Annotated in this window: 15 protein-coding genes; 9 read left to right on the top strand and 6 right to left on the bottom strand. The window is 30.6% G+C overall.

Features of this window, described 5'->3' with window-relative positions; translation table 11 throughout:
• Positions 1-22 precede the first annotated feature (22 nt).
• The gene (locus tag ACZ5N4_RS23070) at positions 23-676 is read left to right on the top strand and encodes a sugar transferase (RefSeq protein WP_464204821.1); all 654 of its coding nucleotides are present in this window, start codon (positions 23-25) and stop codon (positions 674-676) included.
• A 109-nt stretch (positions 677-785) separates the two neighbouring features.
• The gene (locus ACZ5N4_RS23065) at positions 786-1,493 is read left to right on the top strand and encodes a WecB/TagA/CpsF family glycosyltransferase (RefSeq protein ID WP_464204820.1); all 708 of its coding nucleotides are present in this window, start codon (positions 786-788) and stop codon (positions 1,491-1,493) included.
• 96 nt (positions 1,494-1,589) lie between these two features.
• Here ACZ5N4_RS23065 and gltB read toward each other — a convergent pair whose 3' ends face one another.
• From gltB to pdaA, 3 genes are all read right to left on the bottom strand, one after another.
• On the bottom strand, positions 1,590-6,053 hold the full coding sequence (gene gltB, locus ACZ5N4_RS23060) for a glutamate synthase large subunit (protein WP_464204819.1): 4,464 nt from the start codon (positions 6,051-6,053) through the stop codon (positions 1,590-1,592).
• Between the two features lie 391 nt (positions 6,054-6,444).
• Positions 6,445-6,858 carry an RrF2 family transcriptional regulator gene (locus ACZ5N4_RS23055; RefSeq protein WP_464204818.1) on the bottom strand — a complete coding sequence of 138 codons (414 nt, stop codon included), beginning with the start codon at positions 6,856-6,858 and terminating at the stop codon, positions 6,445-6,447.
• Positions 6,859-6,930: 72 nt separating this feature from the next.
• Positions 6,931-7,908 (bottom strand): delta-lactam-biosynthetic de-N-acetylase, encoded by a 978-nt coding sequence (gene pdaA, locus ACZ5N4_RS23050; protein WP_464204817.1) that lies wholly within the window; start codon positions 7,906-7,908, stop codon positions 6,931-6,933.
• 88 nt (positions 7,909-7,996) lie between these two features.
• Between pdaA and ACZ5N4_RS23045 the strand changes: the two genes are divergently transcribed.
• The gene (locus tag ACZ5N4_RS23045; RefSeq protein WP_464204816.1) at positions 7,997-9,754 is read left to right on the top strand and encodes an Eco57I restriction-modification methylase domain-containing protein; all 1,758 of its coding nucleotides are present in this window, start codon (positions 7,997-7,999) and stop codon (positions 9,752-9,754) included.
• Between the two features lie 249 nt (positions 9,755-10,003).
• Here ACZ5N4_RS23045 and speE read toward each other — a convergent pair whose 3' ends face one another.
• A complete protein-coding gene (gene speE / locus ACZ5N4_RS23040) occupies positions 10,004-10,831 on the bottom strand; it encodes a polyamine aminopropyltransferase (protein ID WP_464204815.1) in 828 nt (275 codons plus the stop codon).
• 611 nt (positions 10,832-11,442) lie between these two features.
• Here speE and spoIIAA point away from each other — a divergent pair.
• The 3 genes from spoIIAA to sigF are packed head-to-tail and all read left to right on the top strand — an operon-like array spanning position 11,443 to position 12,987.
• The gene (gene spoIIAA, locus ACZ5N4_RS23035) at positions 11,443-11,778 is read left to right on the top strand and encodes an anti-sigma F factor antagonist (protein WP_464204814.1); all 336 of its coding nucleotides are present in this window, start codon (positions 11,443-11,445) and stop codon (positions 11,776-11,778) included.
• A gap of 15 nt (positions 11,779-11,793) precedes the next feature.
• On the top strand, positions 11,794-12,222 hold the full coding sequence (gene spoIIAB / locus ACZ5N4_RS23030; RefSeq protein ID WP_464204813.1) for an anti-sigma F factor: 429 nt from the start codon (positions 11,794-11,796) through the stop codon (positions 12,220-12,222).
• Between the two features lie 9 nt (positions 12,223-12,231).
• Positions 12,232-12,987, top strand: coding sequence for an RNA polymerase sporulation sigma factor SigF (gene sigF / locus ACZ5N4_RS23025; RefSeq protein ID WP_464204812.1), 756 nt, complete (start codon positions 12,232-12,234; stop codon positions 12,985-12,987).
• Positions 12,988-13,103: 116 nt separating this feature from the next.
• On the opposite strand, the gene ACZ5N4_RS23020 is transcribed toward sigF, so the two are convergent.
• Both ACZ5N4_RS23020 and hpt read right to left on the bottom strand, forming a co-directional pair.
• Positions 13,104-15,497 carry a transglycosylase domain-containing protein gene (locus ACZ5N4_RS23020; protein WP_464204811.1) on the bottom strand — a complete coding sequence of 798 codons (2,394 nt, stop codon included), beginning with the start codon at positions 15,495-15,497 and terminating at the stop codon, positions 13,104-13,106.
• A 494-nt stretch (positions 15,498-15,991) separates the two neighbouring features.
• Entirely contained in the window at positions 15,992-16,519 is a 528-nt protein-coding gene (gene hpt, locus ACZ5N4_RS23015; RefSeq protein WP_178907808.1) for a hypoxanthine phosphoribosyltransferase, read from the bottom strand.
• Between the two features lie 153 nt (positions 16,520-16,672).
• Between hpt and hflX the strand changes: the two genes are divergently transcribed.
• From hflX to ACZ5N4_RS23000, 3 genes are all read left to right on the top strand, one after another.
• Positions 16,673-18,466 carry a GTPase HflX gene (gene hflX, locus ACZ5N4_RS23010; RefSeq protein ID WP_464204810.1) on the top strand — a complete coding sequence of 598 codons (1,794 nt, stop codon included), beginning with the start codon at positions 16,673-16,675 and terminating at the stop codon, positions 18,464-18,466.
• Positions 18,467-18,749: 283 nt separating this feature from the next.
• Positions 18,750-18,971, top strand: coding sequence for a hypothetical protein (locus tag ACZ5N4_RS23005; RefSeq protein ID WP_464204809.1), 222 nt, complete (start codon positions 18,750-18,752; stop codon positions 18,969-18,971).
• Positions 18,972-19,098: 127 nt separating this feature from the next.
• On the top strand, positions 19,099-19,995 hold the full coding sequence (locus ACZ5N4_RS23000) for a nucleotidyltransferase domain-containing protein (protein WP_464204808.1): 897 nt from the start codon (positions 19,099-19,101) through the stop codon (positions 19,993-19,995).
• Positions 19,996-20,239: the final 244 nt, after the last annotated feature.

Here is a 20,239-nt window from a genome sequence, read left to right as displayed (position 1 = left end):
ATAAATTTATAGGAGGATGTTCATGCAAGCTGAAAGTATAAAAATAGATTTGCAAAAGCATATTAGAGATAAAAGGGCGCAATTCATTATAAAAAGAATGATGGATTTAGTATTATCAGCTATAGGTATAATAATACTATCCCCTTTATTTATAATACTTTCCATATGGATCAAAATGGACTCGAAGGGACCAGCTATTTTTAAGCAGACCAGAGTAGGATTAAACGGAGAAAATTTTACTATATATAAGTTTAGAACTATGGTTGTAAATGCAGATAAAAAAAGAGAGCTAGATATAGATCCTAGCAACTTAGAAAACTTTGTATTTCAAAGCAAAAGTGATAATAGAATTACAAAGTCAGGAGATTTTTTAAGAAAAACAAGCTTAGATGAAATTCCTCAACTATTTAATGTTTTAATTGGAAACATGAGTTTAGTGGGACCAAGGCCTGAAATTCCAGATGTGGTTAAGTTTTATCCAGAGGCATATAAACAGAGACTTTTAGTGCTGCCAGGAATAACAGGCTTAGCACAGGTAAGTGGAAGAGGAGAAATAGAATTAGGAAAAACTATTTATTTTGATTTAACATATATAAAAGAATTCTCAGTATGGTTTGATATAAAAATCTTATTCAGAACAGTATTTTCAGTAGCTAAAAAAGAAGGCGCATTTTAATAATATTTTATAAATTAAGTAGGTAATAACCTACTTAATTTTTTAACATTAACAGCTAATATAATGTAACCTTATTTTTAGCGTAAGAAATTTAAAATTGGAGGAACTTATGTTTGTAAGAATATTAAAATATAATATTTTTAGCGATACAAAACAAGAGCTTATGAATTATGTTGAAAAGTTTGAAAAAGTTAATATAATATCTGGAAACCCGGAAGTTCTATATAATGGACTTAATAATACTTCCTTATTTTCAAATTTTACAGGAGATAGAGCTGTGATAATTCCAGATGGTATTGGAACTGTAGTAGCATCAAAAATTATAGGGACACCTGTGAAAGAAAAAATAGCAGGTATAGAAGTAATGGAAGAAATAATAAAAAAATGCGAAAAAGAAAATAAAGGTGTGTACCTTTTAGGTGCAAAAGATGACATACTGCAGGGTTGTATAGATAACTTAAAAAATAAACATAGGAATTTAAACATAATCGGAAGCCATAATGGATATTTCGATTTAAATAACTGTGAAGAAATTATAAAAGATATACAGCAAAAGAAGCCTTATGCATTATTTGTAGCTATGGGTTCTCCAAGACAGGATAATTTTATTATAAATAATATGGATAAACTTACCTGCAAAATATTTATGGGAGTCGGTGGGAGCTTTGATGTTTTTTCAGGTAAGGTTAATAGAGCCCCAAAATGGATGATAAACTTTGGGCTAGAGTGGCTTTATAGGGTATCAAAAGAACCGTGGAGAATAAAAAGATTAACATCTATTCCTAAATTTTTATTGAAAGTAATTAGAGATAGATAGAAATAGAAGCCTGTTTATGCTAATGCTATTAAAGAATTAGCGGAGTAAATAAAAAAGCTGCGGAAACTTGAGTTTGCCGCAGCTTTTTATCTAAATTTAATTATGTGTTTTAGTTATATTTAATTGTTCTTCGTATACAGGAGAAGTGACTTTTAGAAATTTATTAATACTATTATCCCAGTTATCTAGCAGCGCTTTAGCATTTATGCTGTTAGTATAATAATAGTGCTCAGTAATAAGTTTTTTTAGTTCAATAATGTCTTCTGAATTAACTATAGGATTTACTTTTACAATTTCTTGATTACATTTACTAATAAAATCCTGTTTTTCGTCTAGTATATAAGCTATTCCACCACTCATTCCTGCGCCGAAGTTTCTACCAACAGAGCCAAGAATAACAACAGTTCCTCCTGTCATATATTCGCAACCATGATTTCCAATGCCTTCAACTATGGCTATGGCTCCACTATTTCTTACACAAAATCTTTGACCTACTTTTCCAGATATAAATACCTTACCAGAGGTCGCACCATAGAGAATAGTGTTTCCAGCAATGATATTTTCACTAGGGTTAAGGATAGAATCCTCATCTGGTACTAACACTATTTTCCCTCCAGACAATCCTTTTCCTACATAATCATTAGCTTCTCCGTGAAGAACTAAAGTAAGCCCATTAACAGCAAAGGCTCCAAAGCTTTGTCCAGCAGAACCTTTAAACTTCACTACAATATTATCTTCAGGTAATCCAGTATCACCATATCCTTTAGCTATTTCTCCACTTAACATAGCACCTACAGTTCTATCAGTATTCTTAATATTAAATACATATTCAACCTTGGCTTTTTCTTCAAGTGCAGGTTTTGATATTTTAATTAATTCTCTATCTAATATATTATCTATATTATGATTTTGAGGAATAGTACACTTTCCTATAATACGAGAAGGAAGCTCTGGTTTATATAAAATCTGTGATAAGTCTAATTGTTTTAATTTATCATTAATAATTTCTTTAGACTTTAATATATCAACTCTACCAATCATTTCATTTATTGTTCTAAAACCAAGCTCAGCCATTATTTCTCTTGTTTCCTGTGCGATAAAAGTTAGATAGTTTATCAAATGCTCTGGCTTACCTTTAAACTTTCTTCTAAGGTCTGGATCTTGAGTTGCAATTCCAGCAGGGCATCTATTTAAAGCGCATTGTTTGCACATTACACAGCCGAGAGATATAAGAGCAGTTGTAGCAAAACCATATTCTTCTGCTCCAAGTAGAGCTGCGACAACGATATCACGGCCTGATTTTAGTTTGCCATCTACTTGAATAGTAACTCTACTTCTTAAATTATTTAATAATAAGGTTTGTTGAACCTCTGCAACTCCTAATTCCCATGGAAGCCCTACGTATTTCATTGAACTAATCGGTGAAGCACCAGTACCTCCGTCATGGCCGCTAATCATTATCACATCGGCATGTCCTTTTACTACACCAGCGGCGACAGTACCAATGCCAACTTCAGATACTAATTTTACTCCAATTCTAGCAGAAGGATTTACGTTTTTTAAATCAAATATAAGCTGAGCTAAATCCTCTATTGAGTATATATCATGGTGAGGCGGAGGTGATATTAAATCTATTCCAGGAACAGAATTACGAACTTTTGCAATCTCTTCAGTTACTTTATTGCCTGGTAAATGACCACCTTCTCCGGGTTTGGCACCTTGAGCTATTTTAATTTGAAGTTCATCACAATTCACAAGATAATTAGTAGTTACTCCAAATCTTGCTGAAGCAACTTGTTTAACTGCGCTCTTAACATTTTCGCCAGTAGCTTTTAATTTATATCTATTAGGATCTTCACCACCTTCTCCAGAGTTACTAGTGGCACCAATTTTATTCATAGCAATTGCAATTGTTTCATGAGCCTCTTTGCTTAGTGAACCAAAAGACATACCTGAAATTGTAAAGCGTTTTAAAATGCTTTCTACTGATTCCACTTCTGATAAAGGGATAGCTCTTCCAGTATTAAATTCTAACAAATCTCGTATAGTTACAAATTTTTCATCTACACTATTACGATAATCAACATAAGATTTATAATGATTGTTGATAGATAAATCTCTAAGGGATTTTACTGCACTAGGATTTAAAAGACCCTCATCTTTATTGCTTAAATTTCTATCATTTTCATAGATTGAGCAATGCCTTTGAATAACTTCACTTGCTATGTCATCTAATGTTATACTTGAAACTCTTGAAGAAGTGTGTGGGAAATATTGATCTATTACATCTGTACTTATTCCTATACTTTGAAATACCTGAGCACCATTGTAGCTTTGTAGTGTAGATATACCCATTCTTGAAATAATTTTTAATAATCCATCACAAATTGCGCTGCAGTAGTTTTTAAATCCATCCTCTGCATTAATTATATTTTTAGTATATTTGCCTCTTTCAACCATGTTCGAAATTATATGATATACCATATATGGATTAATAGCTTTTGCTCCGTAGCCAAGTAAAAGGGCCATGTGCATAACATCTCTAGCATCACCAGTTTCTACTATTAAGTCTGCAGAAGTTCTTAATTTTTTCTGTATAAGATGATTATGAACAGCGCTTAAGGCCAATAGGCTAGGAATTGGTGCATTATATATATTGGTATTTCTATCGCTTAACACTAAAATATTATAACCATTTATGATACTATCTTCTGCACGCTTACATAAATATTCTAAAGCTTCTCTAAGTCCATTTTTACGGTCCGTTTCAAAGGTTATTGGAATCGCAATTGCTTTGAAATCCTCGTTATCAAGATGTTTAATATCTTCTAGTTCTGAATCAGATATAATTGGAAGTTTAATTTCAATATATTTTCTATCTGTTTCTGTTTCTATTTCATCAAGAAGTTTTCCATGATTTCCGATATATTGGGTTAAAGACATCACTGATGATTCTCTTATAGGATCTATAGGCGGATTGGTAACTTGTGCAAAAGTTTGTTTAAAATAATTAAATAAAAGTTGAGGTCTATCAGATAATACAGCTAAAGGAATATCTAAACCCATAGAGCCAATTGGCTCCTTACCAGTACTAATCATTGGAGCAATTATTTGTCTAAGTTCAGATTCTGTGTATCCAAACATCTCTTGTTTTAATAATAAAGTTTCTTTTCTCATTACTTTTGTCTCATAAGATTGTTTTATATCTTTAAGAGTTAACTTGTTTCTTTTTATCCAGTTTTCAAAAGGCTTTGCTTTAGATATATTTTTTTTAATCTCATCGTCATATATTATTCTTCCCTGAGAAGTGTCAACCAAAAGTATATTTCCGGCATCTACTATACCTTTTTTAGTTATTAAATGATTATCAATATTTACTGCACCAGTCTCTGACGACATAATTACCAGATTGTCCTTTGTTACTAAATAACGAGCTGGTCTCAATCCATTCCTATCCAATGCGACACCAACCTTAACACCATCTGTAAATGCAATAGTTGCAGGACCATCCCATGGTTCCATTAATCTAGCATGGTATTCATAAAAAGCTTTTTTATTATCACTTATGGTTAAGTCATTCTGCCAGGCTTCAGGAACAAGCATCATCATTGTATATTCCATAGTGTGTCCGTTTTGAACAAATAATTCAAATGCATTATCTAGTGAGGCAGAATCACTTCCACCATCCTCGATTACAGATAGTATTTTCTTAAAGTCATTTCCAAATGTTTTAGAATACATAACACCTTCTCTAGCATTCATCTTATTTATGTTTCCCCGTATAGTATTAATCTCACCGTTATGTGCAATATATCTAAAAGGTTGGGCTAGATTCCATGATGGAAAAGTATTTGTACTATACCTTTCGTGTACAATTGAAATTGCTGTTTCCATAGTTGAGTTCTGTAAATCCAAGTAGAACTCACTAAGTTTATGTCCTAAAATTTGTCCTTTATAAACTATTGTACTGTCTGATAAGCTACAAATATAAAACCCATCTATATTTGATCTTTGAGAATTCTTAATTAAGTTTTGAACTTGTTTTCTTATGATTAGAAGTTTTTGTCTAAATGTATTTTGTGACTGGTTGTTTCTAGCTATAAAGATTTGAATTATTACAGGCATTGTAGCTCTAGCTGATTCTCCGCAAGCCTTTTCATCTACCGGAACCTCTCTCCATCCAAGTAATCTTTGATTTTCTTCTTGTATTACCTTTTCAAATATTCCCTCGCAGAAAAGTCTTACATGTGGTTCTCGTGGCAAAAACACCATTCCAACAGCATAGTCTCCAGGATCAGGCAATACTAATCCAATTTTTTTTGTTTCTTTCTTTAAAAACTTATGTGGTATTTGAATCATAATGCCAGAACCATCACCAGTGGAGGCATCAGCGCCAACAGCGCCTCTGTGTTGTAAATTTTTTAGTATTTCCAGGCTTTTATCTAATATTGAGTTCGATTTAACTCCATTAATATTAGCTACAAAACCTACCCCGCAGCTGTCTTTTTCAAAATCAGGATCATATAGTCCTTGTGGCTTAGGAAAATTATTTTTACTCATGGTGAACCATCCCCTTTATAAAATAAAAGTATAAATATAATATACAAATGAATAAATTATTAAATTAAAATTCATTTTTCAGACTTATAGAGTGTTGTGAAATATTGTAACACATATGTGTAATTATTAATAATATGATAAAAGTTGCTATTCTTAAATCATAATTAATGTAAATGTATACAACTAAATGTAACTTTATAATATTAATCTATTCTTGATTTTTTGAAATTTATATATACATTTCAGTGAAATATTTTAAAAAATGCAAAAAGGAACTTGGAATTTTGAATGCAAGATTTAAAAATCCTGCAAAAAATTCTAAGTTCCTTTTATGATATTTATAAGAACTTCTATATATAAACTATTTTTATTAAGATTATGCAAGGAAATATTATACTTTTCCGTCGAGAATATCTTTAAAATTTATATTTCTCAAGTCATTAACTAAGTTGCTTTGAACTTTAGCTAAGGCATTATGCACATTGCACTTATTCGCACGATTTAAATTACAATAACTAGGGTCACAAAGACATCTATTCATATATATAGGACCATCTATTACCTCGATAACATCCTTTAAGCTTATGTTTTGTGGTAGTGCATTTAAAGCATAACCACCGTTAACTCCTCTATAAGATTTAATAATACCAGAATGGGTCAGCTTTCTTAAAAGTTTTAGAAGAAATCTTAAAGGTATATTCTCTTGTTCTGAGATAACTTTTGCTTCTATTTTTTCTCCATAACCTAGTTTGCATAGGTAAAGTATAACTCTTAAAGCATAATCTACTTCTTGGGTAATTCTCATAACATCTCTCCAAACGTAAAATGTACTTACTTTATACACTGTTGATATATTATTATAGCATAATTACCCGCACTATGGTAGTTTATCTAAACTTTCTAGTTGATATCCATTATTTTTCCACTCTTTAATTACAGAATCTAATAGTTCGGTATTAGTTTTTGAAACAGCATGCAGCAATATAATTCCACCATTGTGTGTTCTGTCCATTATAATTTTTCTAGCATTTTGTAGAGACGGTTGATCATTTACATCCCAATCATGATATGCTGAACTCCAAAATATAGTTTTATAACCTAATTTTTGAGTATAATAGAGAGAAAGTTCACTATATTTTCCCATAGGAGGTCTAAAGAACTTAGGCATCTTTTTCCCTGTAACCTCTTCGTAAGCTTTTTCAGTAACGTAAAATTCTTTTTCAAATTTAGCTGAATCCTTTGCGGCTACAGCTGCCATTGAAGGATGCGATGTGGAATGGTTACAAACTAAATGTCCTTCATCAGCCATTCTTTTTATTAATTCTCTATTACTTTTTATATATGGCGTTGTAACAAAGAAAGCAGCTTTTACATTATTTTCTTTAAGAACATCCAGGATTTTAGGTGTATAGCCATTTTCATAACCTTCATCAAAGGTTAAAAATAAGACTTTTTTTGAGGTATCTCCTAGATAGTAAGCTGAATATTTATTTATCAGATTGAGTATATCTTGAGGCTCGCCTGAAGGTTCATTATTTTTTTTAGGTTGAAAAAACCAATTTTTCTCTGCTTTATCAAGCTTAGAAATATCAAGGTTTCTTAAAGTGGAGTTATTATCAGCATTGTTTTGTTGTTCTTTTGTAGGTTCAGTATTTTTATTAAGGGAATTATTTTGTATATTACTAGACTCAATCTCTTTATCTTCTACAATGCCATCTTCCTCATTATTATTTTCACTAACGGAAGTTGAAATAGTGTTATTTGGAGCTTTATCTTTAGAAATAGAATTTTTGCTACTACAAGAACAAAGAGAAAGCGCACATACAATAGATAAACTAAGTATTTTTTTATTCATATACGTTATCACCTGCCAATTATATGATATACTTTATCATGTGCTTAATTTTGTAGTTTATACTTAATGTATAGTGGAGAGATAAAAAATGTGCAATAGATTTTTTGATAAGATCAATGAACTTTATGATATAATTTTACAACCGTTGGATATTATATACAAGAAAACGGCTATATATAATTATAAAAAAATGTTAAAAGTCGATGAAAAGCAGAGTTTTTCTCAAGAATATTGTAGATTAAGAGAAGGAGATAAAGAAAAGGGTATAATTTATACTCCAGAAGAAATTTCAACATTTATTTTAGAAAATATAATAAGTGATGAAGAAATTGTTAATAATCCATATTTAAAAATTGTTGATCCCGCTTGTGGATGCGGAAATATAATAATTCCTTGTTTTAATCATCTAAGAAAGATTTACATAAGAAATTTAGAATCAATAAATAAGCTGCACAATATGAATTTAACAGTTACCAATATTGATAAGCACATCATATGTAACAATTTGCACGGATTTGATATAGATAAGGATGCAGTAAAGATTTTAATTATAGACTTATTTAATATAGCCTATAATGTTTATGAAAAAAACTTTATAGTTAAGGATTTCTTGCTAGATTCAATCGATAAAAAGTTTGATATATTTATTGGAAATCCTCCTTATATAGGACACAAGGCTATAGATAGAGAATATTCTAAGCTTCTTAAAGTAAAATATAAGGGAATATATAAAGATAAAGGAGATATATCCTACTGCTTTTTTCAAAGTGCGTTAGAGAAACTTGAAAAAAATGGGAAATTATCTTTTATTACATCCAGATACTTTTTAGAATCTCCAAGTGGAGAAGAATTACGAAATCTACTTATAAATAAGACATCTATTTATAAAATAGTTGACTTTTATGGAATAAGACCTTTTAAGAAAGCTGGAATAGATCCGGTAATCATTTTTCTACATAGTGATATATTGAAAAATAACAAAATAGAAGTTATAAAACCTATAAAGCTTAAAAATAAGTTTAAAGATGATTTTTATGAATCAGTTTTTTTAAAAAAAGATAATTGTCATAAAAAATTTTTTGTAGATAGAGAATACTTAGATAACAAGAGTTGGAGATTAGTTGATAAAATTGAGAGAAATATAGTAGAAAAAATAGAGAAAAAAGGTTTTGATTTGCTCGGGAATTTGTGCAATTTTCATCAAGGAATAATAACTGGGTGTGATAGGGCTTTTGTTGTAGATCATGACATTATAAGAAATGAAAATATAGAAGTAGATATTATAAAGCCCTGGATAAAAAGCAGTTTTATACAGAAAAACAACATCCTTGGAGAGGATAAGTATATTATATATTCAAATTTAATTAAAAAAGAGCAGCAGTACCCTAATGCTATAAGGTACATTAAAAACTACAAAGAAAGGCTTATAAATAGAAGAGAATGTAAAAAAGGATTAAGAATATGGTATCATCTTCAATGGGGAAGAACACAGGATATATTCGAAAAAGAAAAAATTGTTTTTCCTTATAAGTCAAGTAGCAACAGATTTGCATTAGACAAAGGTAGTTATTTTAGTGCAGATGTTTATTGCTTAACTTTAAAGAATAGTTCTATTATTTCATATGAATATCTTTTATACATACTAAACAGTAAATTGTACGAGTTTTATTTTAAAACCTTTGCTAAGAAGTTAGGAGAGGATCTGTTTGAATACTATCCTAATAATCTTAACAAATTGTATATTCCACTAATAGAAGATTTTGAGAAGTTTAAAGATGAAAATTTACTATACAACTTTTTTGATTTAACTGAAGAAGAGATTAAGCTTATAAATAACAATGGATAAGGTTGAATTATAATATAAAAATTTTGCGACGCAATTTTTAGAGGACAATTGACAGTTGACAATGAAGGAGGATTTTTCGACCTTACACTATGAAAAATCTTTAATTATATTAATAATACCCGTTTCACCTTAGTGAAACGGGTATTATTAATATAAATTAGTTTTCTGACGTAAGGAAGAAAACTCACCTTCACTGTCCATTGTCCTCTGTCAATTGTCAATTGATAAAAATTTTGCGATGCAAAATTTTTATTTTGTTAGATCTTCGACAAACTTAGGAAGAACAAAGCATGCATTATGAAGTTTTTTAGTATAATATTTAGTTTCTATATCTATGGTATTTGATAGATCAGCAGTTTCTGGATCATATTTCTTTGAACCTACAGTGAAACTCCAAAATCCGCTCGGATAAGTTGGAATACCTGCCATGAATAGTTTTGTAATTGGGAAGACTGCTTTAGCATCCTCATAAACTCGCTTTACTACATCTGGAAGGTAGAATGGAGTTTCAGTTTGCGCTATAAATATTCCATCTTCAGTTAAGCATTCAAATATTTCTTTATAAAAACTTCCACCAAATAATCCTTCAGCAGCGCCAAATGGATCAGTTGAGTCTACAATTACAACATCGAACTCATTCTTATGTTCATGAACGTATTTTATACCATCACCAATAAACACTTCACATCTTGGGTCTTCTAATGCACAGCTTATTTCCGGAAGAAATCTCTTACATTCATCAACAACATCTTTATCTATCTCGCATAGTACTGCCTTATCTACTGATGGATGTTTAAGCACTTCTCTAATAGCGCCTCCATCTCCACCACCAACTACAAGAACTTTTTTAGGATTTGGATGAGTAAATAGTGGAATATGGCTTATCATTTCATGATAAACATATTCATCTTTTATCGTAGTTTGTACTATACCATCAAGAACCAGCATTCTGCCTAAAGCATATGTATCAACTATAGCCAAATCTTGATATTCAGTTTTCTTTGTAACAAGAGTTTCTTTTATCTTGTAGGTCATAGCAGCATCCTCTATTTGACCTTCTTTTAACCACATATCCATAGTACTAACCTCCTTAGTAATTTAAATTATTCTTTAAAATAAAAAAATCTACAAAATTTATGTAACTTTGTATGATTGTAGATTATATAATTAAACAAATAATATTATAGCAATGATTTAATTAAAAGACAATTCATTAATTAATTGTCTTTTAATTAATGAATGAATCTGAAATAAAATAACTACTCAGTATGCTAGTATATTTTATTTCAGATTCATTAGTAGAATTTATCTTATTTTGGTGTTAAGAAATGCTTTATGTGTATAAAAAATAAATAATATGTCAATAATAAATTTTAGAAGCATTTATGTAAAATTGCAGGAAAAATATTACATATGTAGAATATAATTAAAGTACTCTATTATATGTACACTTTTCAATTATTATTACATAAAGATAGAAAGAAGGGGGGGAAATGAAGGTCTGGCTCGGACTATGCAGAGTACTTCTGCATATACTGTAATTAACATTTTGTAATACAATTACAGTTATATCATAATCAAGTCATAGATTGTGATATATGAAATTAAAGTTAAGACAGAGGTCTTAACGCTAAAACTACAGATGACAGATACATAAAAAAGATAGTTTTAGTAGAGCGAAGAGTAATATGTATTTAGAATTTGAAAACAAAAATGATAAACTTATAGTTTCCATGGCTGGTGAATTAGACCATCATAGTGCCGAAGAAGTAAGAAATAAAATTGATGATAGACTGGATAGGGATAACATCACAAAATTAATTATGGACTTCTCAGGAGTTAGTTTTATGGACAGCTCTGGTATAGGTGTAGTAATTGGTAGATACAAAAAACTTAGTATGAAAAAAGGTGACATTTGTATAGTTAGGGTTGGTGACTCTGTAAAGAGAGTTTTTGAGTTATCAGGAATGTTCAAAATAATTAAATTATATGACAGCATTGAAGAAGCAGCTAAGAGTATTTAACGGGGGGGATTAAAAATGTACGAAAACATGATGAAAATAGAGTTTTTAAGCAAATCACAAAATGAAAGCTTTGCTAGAGTAGCTGTAGCGGCCTTTGCTTCACAACTTGATCCTACTATAGAGGAGCTAACAGATATAAAAACAGCGGTATCAGAAGCAGTAACAAACTCTATTATTCATGGTTATGAAAGTAAGGACGGTACAGTAAAGATTGAAGCATATATAAAAGACAATGAGCTTACCATAGTAATAGAGGATACAGGAATAGGAATAGAAAATGTTGAACTTGCTATGCAGCCTTTATATACTTCTCGACCAGAATTAGAGAGGTCAGGAATGGGATTTACGGTTATGGAAACCTTTATGGATAGTCTAAAAGTAGAATCTGAGAAGAATAAAGGGACAAGATTAACAATGAAAAAGATTTTTAAGTCTTTGAGTTAGGTGAACAATATGAATGAAGAAGCGATGAAAAATGTGAGCTATGACTATGAAAATAATATTGAACTGATTAGACTAGCTAAAAAGGGTAATAAAAACGCTTTAAATAAGTTAATAGAGGTTAACTTACCGTTAGTTTCTACAATAAGTAAAAAGTTTTTAAATAGAGGGTACGAATATGAAGATATATTTCAAATAGGTTGTATGGGATTAGTTAAGGCTGTGAATAACTTTGATGAAAGCTATAATGTTAAGTTCTCTACTTACGCAGTACCTATGATACTTGGTGAAATTAAAAGGTTTATTAGAGATGATGGTATGATAAAGGTAAGTAGAAGTGTGAAAAATACTGCCAAAAAACTGCATTATGATAAAGAAGCTTTGACTAAGGAGCTTAATAGAGATCCTACCGTAGAAGAATTGTCTAAGTATTCTGGTGTAAACGTGGAGGATATTATATTTGCAGTAGAGTCTGCAAATAGTCTTCAATACTTATATGATACTATACATCAAGATGATGGATCACCTGTTCTTCTTATTGATAAGCTAAGTGAAAATCCTGAAGAAGACAACGAAATGATAGATAGAATAGCTTTAAAAGAAGCATTGAAAAGTTTAGACACAAAATCACGACAAATTATTATGCTTAGATATTTCAAGGATAAAACTCAAGTTCAAGTTGCTAAAATGTTAGGAATAAGCCAAGTTCAAGTTTCAAGAATTGAAAAGAAGGTTTTAAAGACTATGAGAGAGAGATTAAGTGGATAGAACATATAATTAAAAATGGGGCGTAGATCAAAAACAATTGATCTACGCCCTTTATTTTTATAACAGAGATCAAATATTAACTGATGAATACTGCGATATATATCTATAGTTAGATTTTACTCTTTATTAGAATCCGTAGTATTCTTTGAATTAGTAGTATCCTGTGATTTGTCCTTTTCTACGGATTTTTCCACAGGAGGAACATTAGCGTTATTAACATTAGTGCTATTGGTATTAGTATTCTTATTGTCAGAATTTTTATTATCCGTTTTCGTCTCTTTGTTTGTATTGGTATCAGACTTGTCTTTAAATGGCTTTAAAATCTTGTCAATAATAGAATTACTTTTAGCTGGTGTGTGAGAAATATTGCAATAATCTTTTGGCTCGGTACCGCTTATAAATAATTCAGTATATACAGTACTTCCATTTGGATCTCTATAGCACAGGGAAGTAGCTATTTTTCCGGATTCACTACATACTGCAGCACTCACTATGCCAGAGGGCATCTCGATATCCTTTGGAGGAAGATCTCCGTGAGCAGATTGCATTATAGCTGACCATACTCCTGCGGCAGTGTTACTTGTTAAATTCCATTCATAATTATATTTTTCACTTCCACCTAGTGGACTTCTATCATCATTTCCTATCCATACAGCAGCAGAATAATAAGGTGTAAGTCCGCAAAACCATAAATTTTTTTTATCTCCAGAAGTACCTGTTTTTCCTCTAACAGGCATAGAGTCGAAATTCGCACTTGGCCCTGTACCACCTGAGCTGACAGGTCCTTTTAAAAGATCAAACATTATATAAGCACTTTCTGGTGAAAGAACATTTTTAGTTTCAGATTTATTTTCTAATATAATTCTTCCATTTCTATCAACAACTTTATGGTAGAGCTTAGGATATGAATATGAACCATTATTGCCAAAAACTCCATAAGCTGCTGCCATTGTTAAAGTATTTGTTCCGTGAGTAAGCTCTCCTAGTGAAAGAGAGGCTACACTTACTTTATCATTAGGATCTAAGGTTAACCCAAATTTTTCTGCATATTCTGCTCCAGTCTTCAATCCGATTTCATGTTCGAGTTTTGCAGCTATTGTGTTTACCGAGTGCGTTATAGCAGTTCTTAGCGTTATGGTTTCACCATATTGGCCATATTGGCCATTATCGTTTCTTGGATAGCTATTACCACTTTGGCCATACAATTTAGCGATATTATCTGAAAATGGAGAATCTTCTATTGAAGTAGCGGCAGAAGCTTGTTTTGAGTCTATGGCTGCACCGTACACTGTTAAAGGCTTTATGCTTGAGCCAGGAGCAACTAAATATTTATCTGAGGCAGCTCTATTAAAAGACATTGGTGGTTGAGTACCCCTACCTCCAATGATTGCTTTTACTTCTCCAGTGTGATAATCCATTATCACTGCTGAGGCTTGAGGTTGTATTATACCGTTTTTATCTTTTCTAGACGTAATGCCAAAGGTATTATCATCGTTTAAAATTTTCTGAGTATTGTCCTGAACATCTTTGTCCATAGTAGTATATATTTTAAGACCTCCATACATTAGGAGATGCTGAATTTCCGTATCACTATAGCGATATTGGGATTTTAAATCTTTTTTTATCTGGTCTATAGCAGGCAGTGAAAACCATTCATAATTAAGTCTGCTTTTAGATGATGAAGGAGGTTGAAAAGTTAATTTTTTGTTTGTCAGGTCATTTATAGCACTGTTGTATTGTTGCTGTGTAATGTATCCATTTTCATGCATTTTCATCAAAACTGTTTGAGTTCTATTTAAATATAAAGAAGGATCTTTTTTAGCCGCAGATGAAAAGGGATAATATACAGATGGACTTTGTGTTATTCCTGCAATAAAAGCACATTCAATTAAATTCAAATCTTTTGCTGGTTTATTGAAATACTGCTCAGATGCTGCTTCAACACCCCAAGCTTTTCCCCCTAAAAAAATGGTGTTCATATAGGCTTCTAAGATTTGATCCTTTGTTAGATAATTTTCTAGCTTAAGAGCAAGATATATTTCTTGGACTTTTCTCTTAAGGGACACTTCAGAAGACAAAAGAGTATTTTTGAGAAGTTGTTGAGTTATAGTAGATGCACCCTGTAAAGAGGATTGACCTCTAAGCTTATTTTTTACATTTATATATATTGCTCCCGTTATTCTTTTAGGATCAACACCTTGATGTTTGTAGAATCTCTCATCCTCAATACTTACGAAAGCGTTTTTTAGGTCTTGAGGCATATCTTTAAATGGTATAACAGTTCTTTGTTCATTAGTGACTACAACATCCATAAATTCATCTTTGCCATTATATAAAACGGATGGCTCATTTAAAGTTAGAAGTTGATTTATATCTAATGCAGGAGCATTTTTAATCATAGCTAAGACTACTCCCGTTGAAACTATTACTGATACTACAAATAAGCTAAATATAGTAATAAGGGTAATTCGTAGAGCAGTATAGGGGGCTTTTTTGTGCTTTTTACCCATAATTGTCCTCCTCATTTTTTTACGTCTATTTAATAATTTTTAACTATTATAACATAAATGAAAGTAATTATGAACTACAGTATGGTAATTTTATCAAATAAAGAATAAATATTACACATAAGCAGGCATCCAAAATCTTAAGTAGGCATCTAAAATCTGTGATTTTCAGATGATCACTTACACAGAGTGCTGATTCTGTGATGATCGCTTACTCAGCGAGTACTCATTCGACTAAAGGAGAAGGAGTTTCATTTATAAATACATAAGAGCAAATTTTAAAGATTTGAATAAAATAAATAGAACTAAAAAATAGATAATAAAATAAAAGCAATTGATATAGCTATAATATTATTTGTATGCTTTATATCATCAATTTATTTCATTAATTTAAGATTAACTCCATCTATTATTACTGCCTCTGATGTGGCTTTGGAGTTACAAAATAATATAAAGCTGCTGTGATTCTTACACACAACAGCTTTATATTATAAGCGTTACTTTTCTTCCCAGTTAAATACATATGGTACGTTTCTATAATGATCTCCGTAGTTTAATCCATATCCTACTACAAATAGGTCTGGAATTTGGAAACAGCAGAAGTCTGGCTTTATATCTATTTTTCTTCTTTCTGGCTTATCTAATAGCACGCAACACTTAACACTAGAAGCACCTAATGCTTTTACATGGCCTACTACGAAATCCATTGTTATGCCAGTATCCACAATATCGTCAACTATAAGGACATCATATCCGTTTATATCATCTGGTATATCATTTACAACCTTTACGCAACCAGAGGATTCCTCGGAATGGCCGTAACTAGAAGTTGTCATAAATCCTATTTTAACAGGAACACTTATTTCCCTAACTAAATCCGCTGCAAATATAAAACTTCCTCTTAAAAGTGATAATACATATAGATTTTTACCAGCATATTCTTTACTGATTTCCTCACCTAATTCACGTATTCTTTTGGCAATTTGTTCTTGAGTCATTAATATGTTTCTTGCTTTATCTTCCATTGTGATCCTCCAACCCATGCATATTTACAATATTGCTTTTATAGTATAAAATTATATGAAAGTTGTCAAGTAAACTTGGGTATTGGAAAAATATAATATTTTGTGTATTGATTTGCAAGGTTACTGGAATAATATAAGAGTGGAGATGATGCTATGATATACGGAAATATTGAAGGAATAAGAAACTCAATATTAGAAAGATTAGAAAGAGCTTATGATATAAAGATTCCCAGAAATAGTGTATGTAATGAAGAGTTAATAGAGCTGCTGTGCGATGTCACCCGATATTTAAACAGAGAGATTAGTGTAGCAATTAACAGAAAAGGAAGCGTAGTTAGTGTTGCTATCGGAGATAGCACTACTGTAGAAATGCCGGAAATAGATGTAAAAGAAAAGAAACTGTCAGGTATCAGAATAATACATACACATCCTAATGGTAATTCAAGGCTTTCCGCTGTAGATATATCTGCGCTAATAAAGCTTAGATTGGACTGTATGACTGCTATTGGAGTGGGTGATAATGGTTATACTGATATAACGTTAGGATTTTGTGCTGTAGAAAACGATTTACTTATTGGGGAAATGACGGAACCTTTGAGTATACAGCAAGTTTTAAACATTAACCTATTAGATGAAATAAATTATATTGAAGGTTTTATGGAAAATAAAGAAATTATTGATGATGATAGTGAAAGAGCGGTTTTGGTTGGAGTAGAAAGTGAAGAAAGTATAGATGAACTTGCTGAGTTAGCTAAAGCATGTAATGTAAATGTGGTTTACAAAGTAATTCAAAAAAGGTCAACTATAGATTCTGCTTTTTATGTAGGAAGAGGAAAAGTTGAAGAAATAGATCTTTTACGACAGACATATGGAGCTAATGTAGTTATTTTTGATGATGAACTGTCAGCATCGCAAGTAAGAAATCTTGAAGAAAATCTAGGTGCAAAGGTTATTGATAGAACTACACTGATACTTGAAATATTTGCTCGAAGAGCAAGAAGCAAAGAAGCAAAAATACAGGTTGAGCTTGCACAGTTAAAATATAGGCTTCCAAGATTATCAGGACTTGGAACTGTGCTTTCAAGAACAGGAGCTGGTATAGGAACTAGAGGTCCTGGTGAAAAGAAACTAGAAGTAGATAAAAGACATATAAGAGAAAAAATATATGATTTAGCAAGAGAACTAAAAAAAATAAAGCAGGTTAGAGAAACTCAGAGAGAAAAAAGAAATGATTTGCCTAAAATCTCGTTAGTTGGATATACTAATGCTGGTAAGTCAACTCTAAGAAATAAAATATGTGAATTAGCTATGCCAAAGGAGGCAGTACAAAAGGAAAAAGTATTTGAAGCAGATATGCTTTTTGCAACCCTTGATGTAACTACGAGAGCTATTGAGTTACCAGATGGAAGAATATCTACCTTAACTGATACAGTAGGATTTATAAGGAAACTTCCTCACGATTTAGTTGAGGCTTTTAAATCAACGTTAGAAGAAGTAACTTATTCTGATTTGCTTTTACATGTAGTAGATGTTTCATCTGAAATTGTAGAAGAGCAGATTGATGCAGTTAATGATGTCCTAAACCAGTTGGGTGTAAAAGATAAGCCAATTATGTTAGTTCTAAACAAAATTGATAAAACTACAGAGGAAAACATAAATAATATTGAAGAAAAATATAAAAATATCCAAACTATAAGGATATCTGCGAGAGAAGAAATAAATTTGGATTTATTGTTATCTGAGATCTGCAAGTTGATTCCTTATAAGTTAAAAAAAGCAGAATATATTATACCTTATAGTGAACAGTCCCTTGTGGCTTTCCTACATAGAAATGCAAAGATTGAAAGTGAAGAATATAAAGATGAGGGGACTTACATTTTAGCTTTAGTAGATGATGAGGTTTATAATAAAAGTAAAGATTATATTGTTAATTTACACAACTCGTAAATTAATGAGTTACTAAATATGATGATATTTTTAAATTTTCACAATATACCGATATTAAACTGAAAACTTTTATTTTCTGTAAAATATACATAAGTGGCGAGGTGCAGTTTTGCATTACGCCTTTCTTTTTATTATTGTTTTATCCTTCACAATAAAAATTTTAGTATAAAGTTTGTTTGTGCTAAATTTTTATAGAATAATTGTAATTAATTTAAAATAATTAGGAAAAATATCATTAGTTTAATGGATTTGTTTAAATCGATATTAAGGAGAAGTGAGTAATTTGGAAAACGTATGCCCTTTGTGTAATAAAATGAAAGAAATAAATTTAAACTGTGACATATGTGGTGGAGTTATGTTAGATATGGGAAGAGTACAGGATTACTCTGATCCGTATGGCCCTCAGCATCCAATACATGATGCTGATAGCTACTGCATTCACTTGTTTAAATGCGAAAAGTGCAATGATAAAAAAAAGGCTAAAATATTAAAAGTAATTATGTGAGTTGTTGAAAGAAATTATTCATTTGTGCAATTTTACTATTGTAATTACACTAAAATATATTATATAATAAAAAAAAATTCAATGTTCATTTAATTCGTATTAATTAAAAAAGGGGGACATTTAAGAAATGGAAAGAACAATCTTGCAGTATCAAAAGGCATTCAATAGTATTGTTGAAAGACTAAAGAGCAATCAATCTGTTCTAGCAGTAATGGTTTTTGGTAGTATGGTTACGGGAGACTTATGGGACGAATCAGATATAGACCTTTTTGTTATACTCAATAAAAAAAATCCAGATATAGAAAATATTTATACTGAAGAAAAAGGTGTGCCTGTTCATATTAAATTAATGAGTAAAAATAAGTTTTTGCAGCTTCATGAGGAAGATTTAAGAGGCGGATTTATACATAGAATCTTTGCTTCGTCAAGACTTGTATTTTCTAAAGATATGGAACTAACTGCTAGATATGACAATGGAAGATATTATCCTGATTTAGATAGAGAAAGATGGAATATGGTATATTTGGGTGATCTATTAAAGCATATGGGAGTATGTAAAAAATATCTATATAACAATGGAATTTATACAGCATACACTGCAGCAGTAAAATGTTCGGAAGAATTTGCAAGATTGTATGTTAACTCTTCAGGATATATGATAAGTAAAGATGCTATGACTATGGCTATGAATCTAAATGATAATTTTAGAAAGTGTGTAGATGAACTATTTTTTAATACAACTAATACGGAAGAGACTATAAATAAAACACTGGATTATTTGCAAAAAAATATAGATACATCTATGAGAAATCTAACAAATGTTTTAATTGACTATATGAGGGAAAAAGATAGTTTCTTAAGTGCAGAAGATATTAAAAATGATAAATTATTTTCTAGCTATGATATAAATATGGAAGAAATACTAAGTAAGCTTTGGGAAAAGAGCTTAATTAAAAGGGAAACTAGAGATTACAAAACAGAGGACGGCAAAGTTTTATTTAAGGAAAATGTGTACTTTATTTAAAAGGAACTTTTAAAATAATGTTGTATATAGCGTTTGTTAAAATAAAACTAAAAATATGATGGAAAAGCTATAATACTTTGGTTATATCGATATTTTATTTTAACAAACTCTATAAAATCGGCGTTATTTTAAGTATAGATTATCTATAATGGTGTTTTAAATATAAATTAGGATATATTAAACGAACTTAAATTTTAGGTGCATAAATTTAAGTTCGTTTAATTTTTAATATTAGGTTAAAATA

Source organism: Clostridium nitrophenolicum (genome assembly GCF_055391695.1).
This window is presented reverse-complemented; position numbering and strand designations above follow the sequence as displayed.

Excerpts from the sequence above, each read along its gene's own strand:
- ACZ5N4_RS23070 (WP_464204821.1), top strand. The coding sequence starts at position 23 with ATGCAAGCTGAAAGTATAAAAATAGATTTGCAAAAGCATATTAGAGAT.
- ACZ5N4_RS23065 (WP_464204820.1), top strand. The coding sequence starts at position 786 with ATGTTTGTAAGAATATTAAAATATAATATTTTTAGCGATACAAAACAA.
- gltB (WP_464204819.1), bottom strand. The coding sequence starts at position 6,053 with ATGAGTAAAAATAATTTTCCTAAGCCACAAGGACTATATGATCCTGAT.
- ACZ5N4_RS23055 (WP_464204818.1), bottom strand. The coding sequence starts at position 6,858 with ATGAGAATTACCCAAGAAGTAGATTATGCTTTAAGAGTTATACTTTAC.
- pdaA (WP_464204817.1), bottom strand. The coding sequence starts at position 7,908 with ATGAATAAAAAAATACTTAGTTTATCTATTGTATGTGCGCTTTCTCTT.
- ACZ5N4_RS23045 (WP_464204816.1), top strand. The coding sequence starts at position 7,997 with ATGTGCAATAGATTTTTTGATAAGATCAATGAACTTTATGATATAATT.
- speE (WP_464204815.1), bottom strand. The coding sequence starts at position 10,831 with ATGGATATGTGGTTAAAAGAAGGTCAAATAGAGGATGCTGCTATGACC.
- spoIIAA (WP_464204814.1), top strand. The coding sequence starts at position 11,443 with ATGTATTTAGAATTTGAAAACAAAAATGATAAACTTATAGTTTCCATG.
- spoIIAB (WP_464204813.1), top strand. The coding sequence starts at position 11,794 with ATGTACGAAAACATGATGAAAATAGAGTTTTTAAGCAAATCACAAAAT.
- sigF (WP_464204812.1), top strand. The coding sequence starts at position 12,232 with ATGAATGAAGAAGCGATGAAAAATGTGAGCTATGACTATGAAAATAAT.
- ACZ5N4_RS23020 (WP_464204811.1), bottom strand. The coding sequence starts at position 15,497 with ATGGGTAAAAAGCACAAAAAAGCCCCCTATACTGCTCTACGAATTACC.
- hpt (WP_178907808.1), bottom strand. The coding sequence starts at position 16,519 with ATGGAAGATAAAGCAAGAAACATATTAATGACTCAAGAACAAATTGCC.
- hflX (WP_464204810.1), top strand. The coding sequence starts at position 16,673 with ATGATATACGGAAATATTGAAGGAATAAGAAACTCAATATTAGAAAGA.
- ACZ5N4_RS23000 (WP_464204808.1), top strand. The coding sequence starts at position 19,099 with ATGGAAAGAACAATCTTGCAGTATCAAAAGGCATTCAATAGTATTGTT.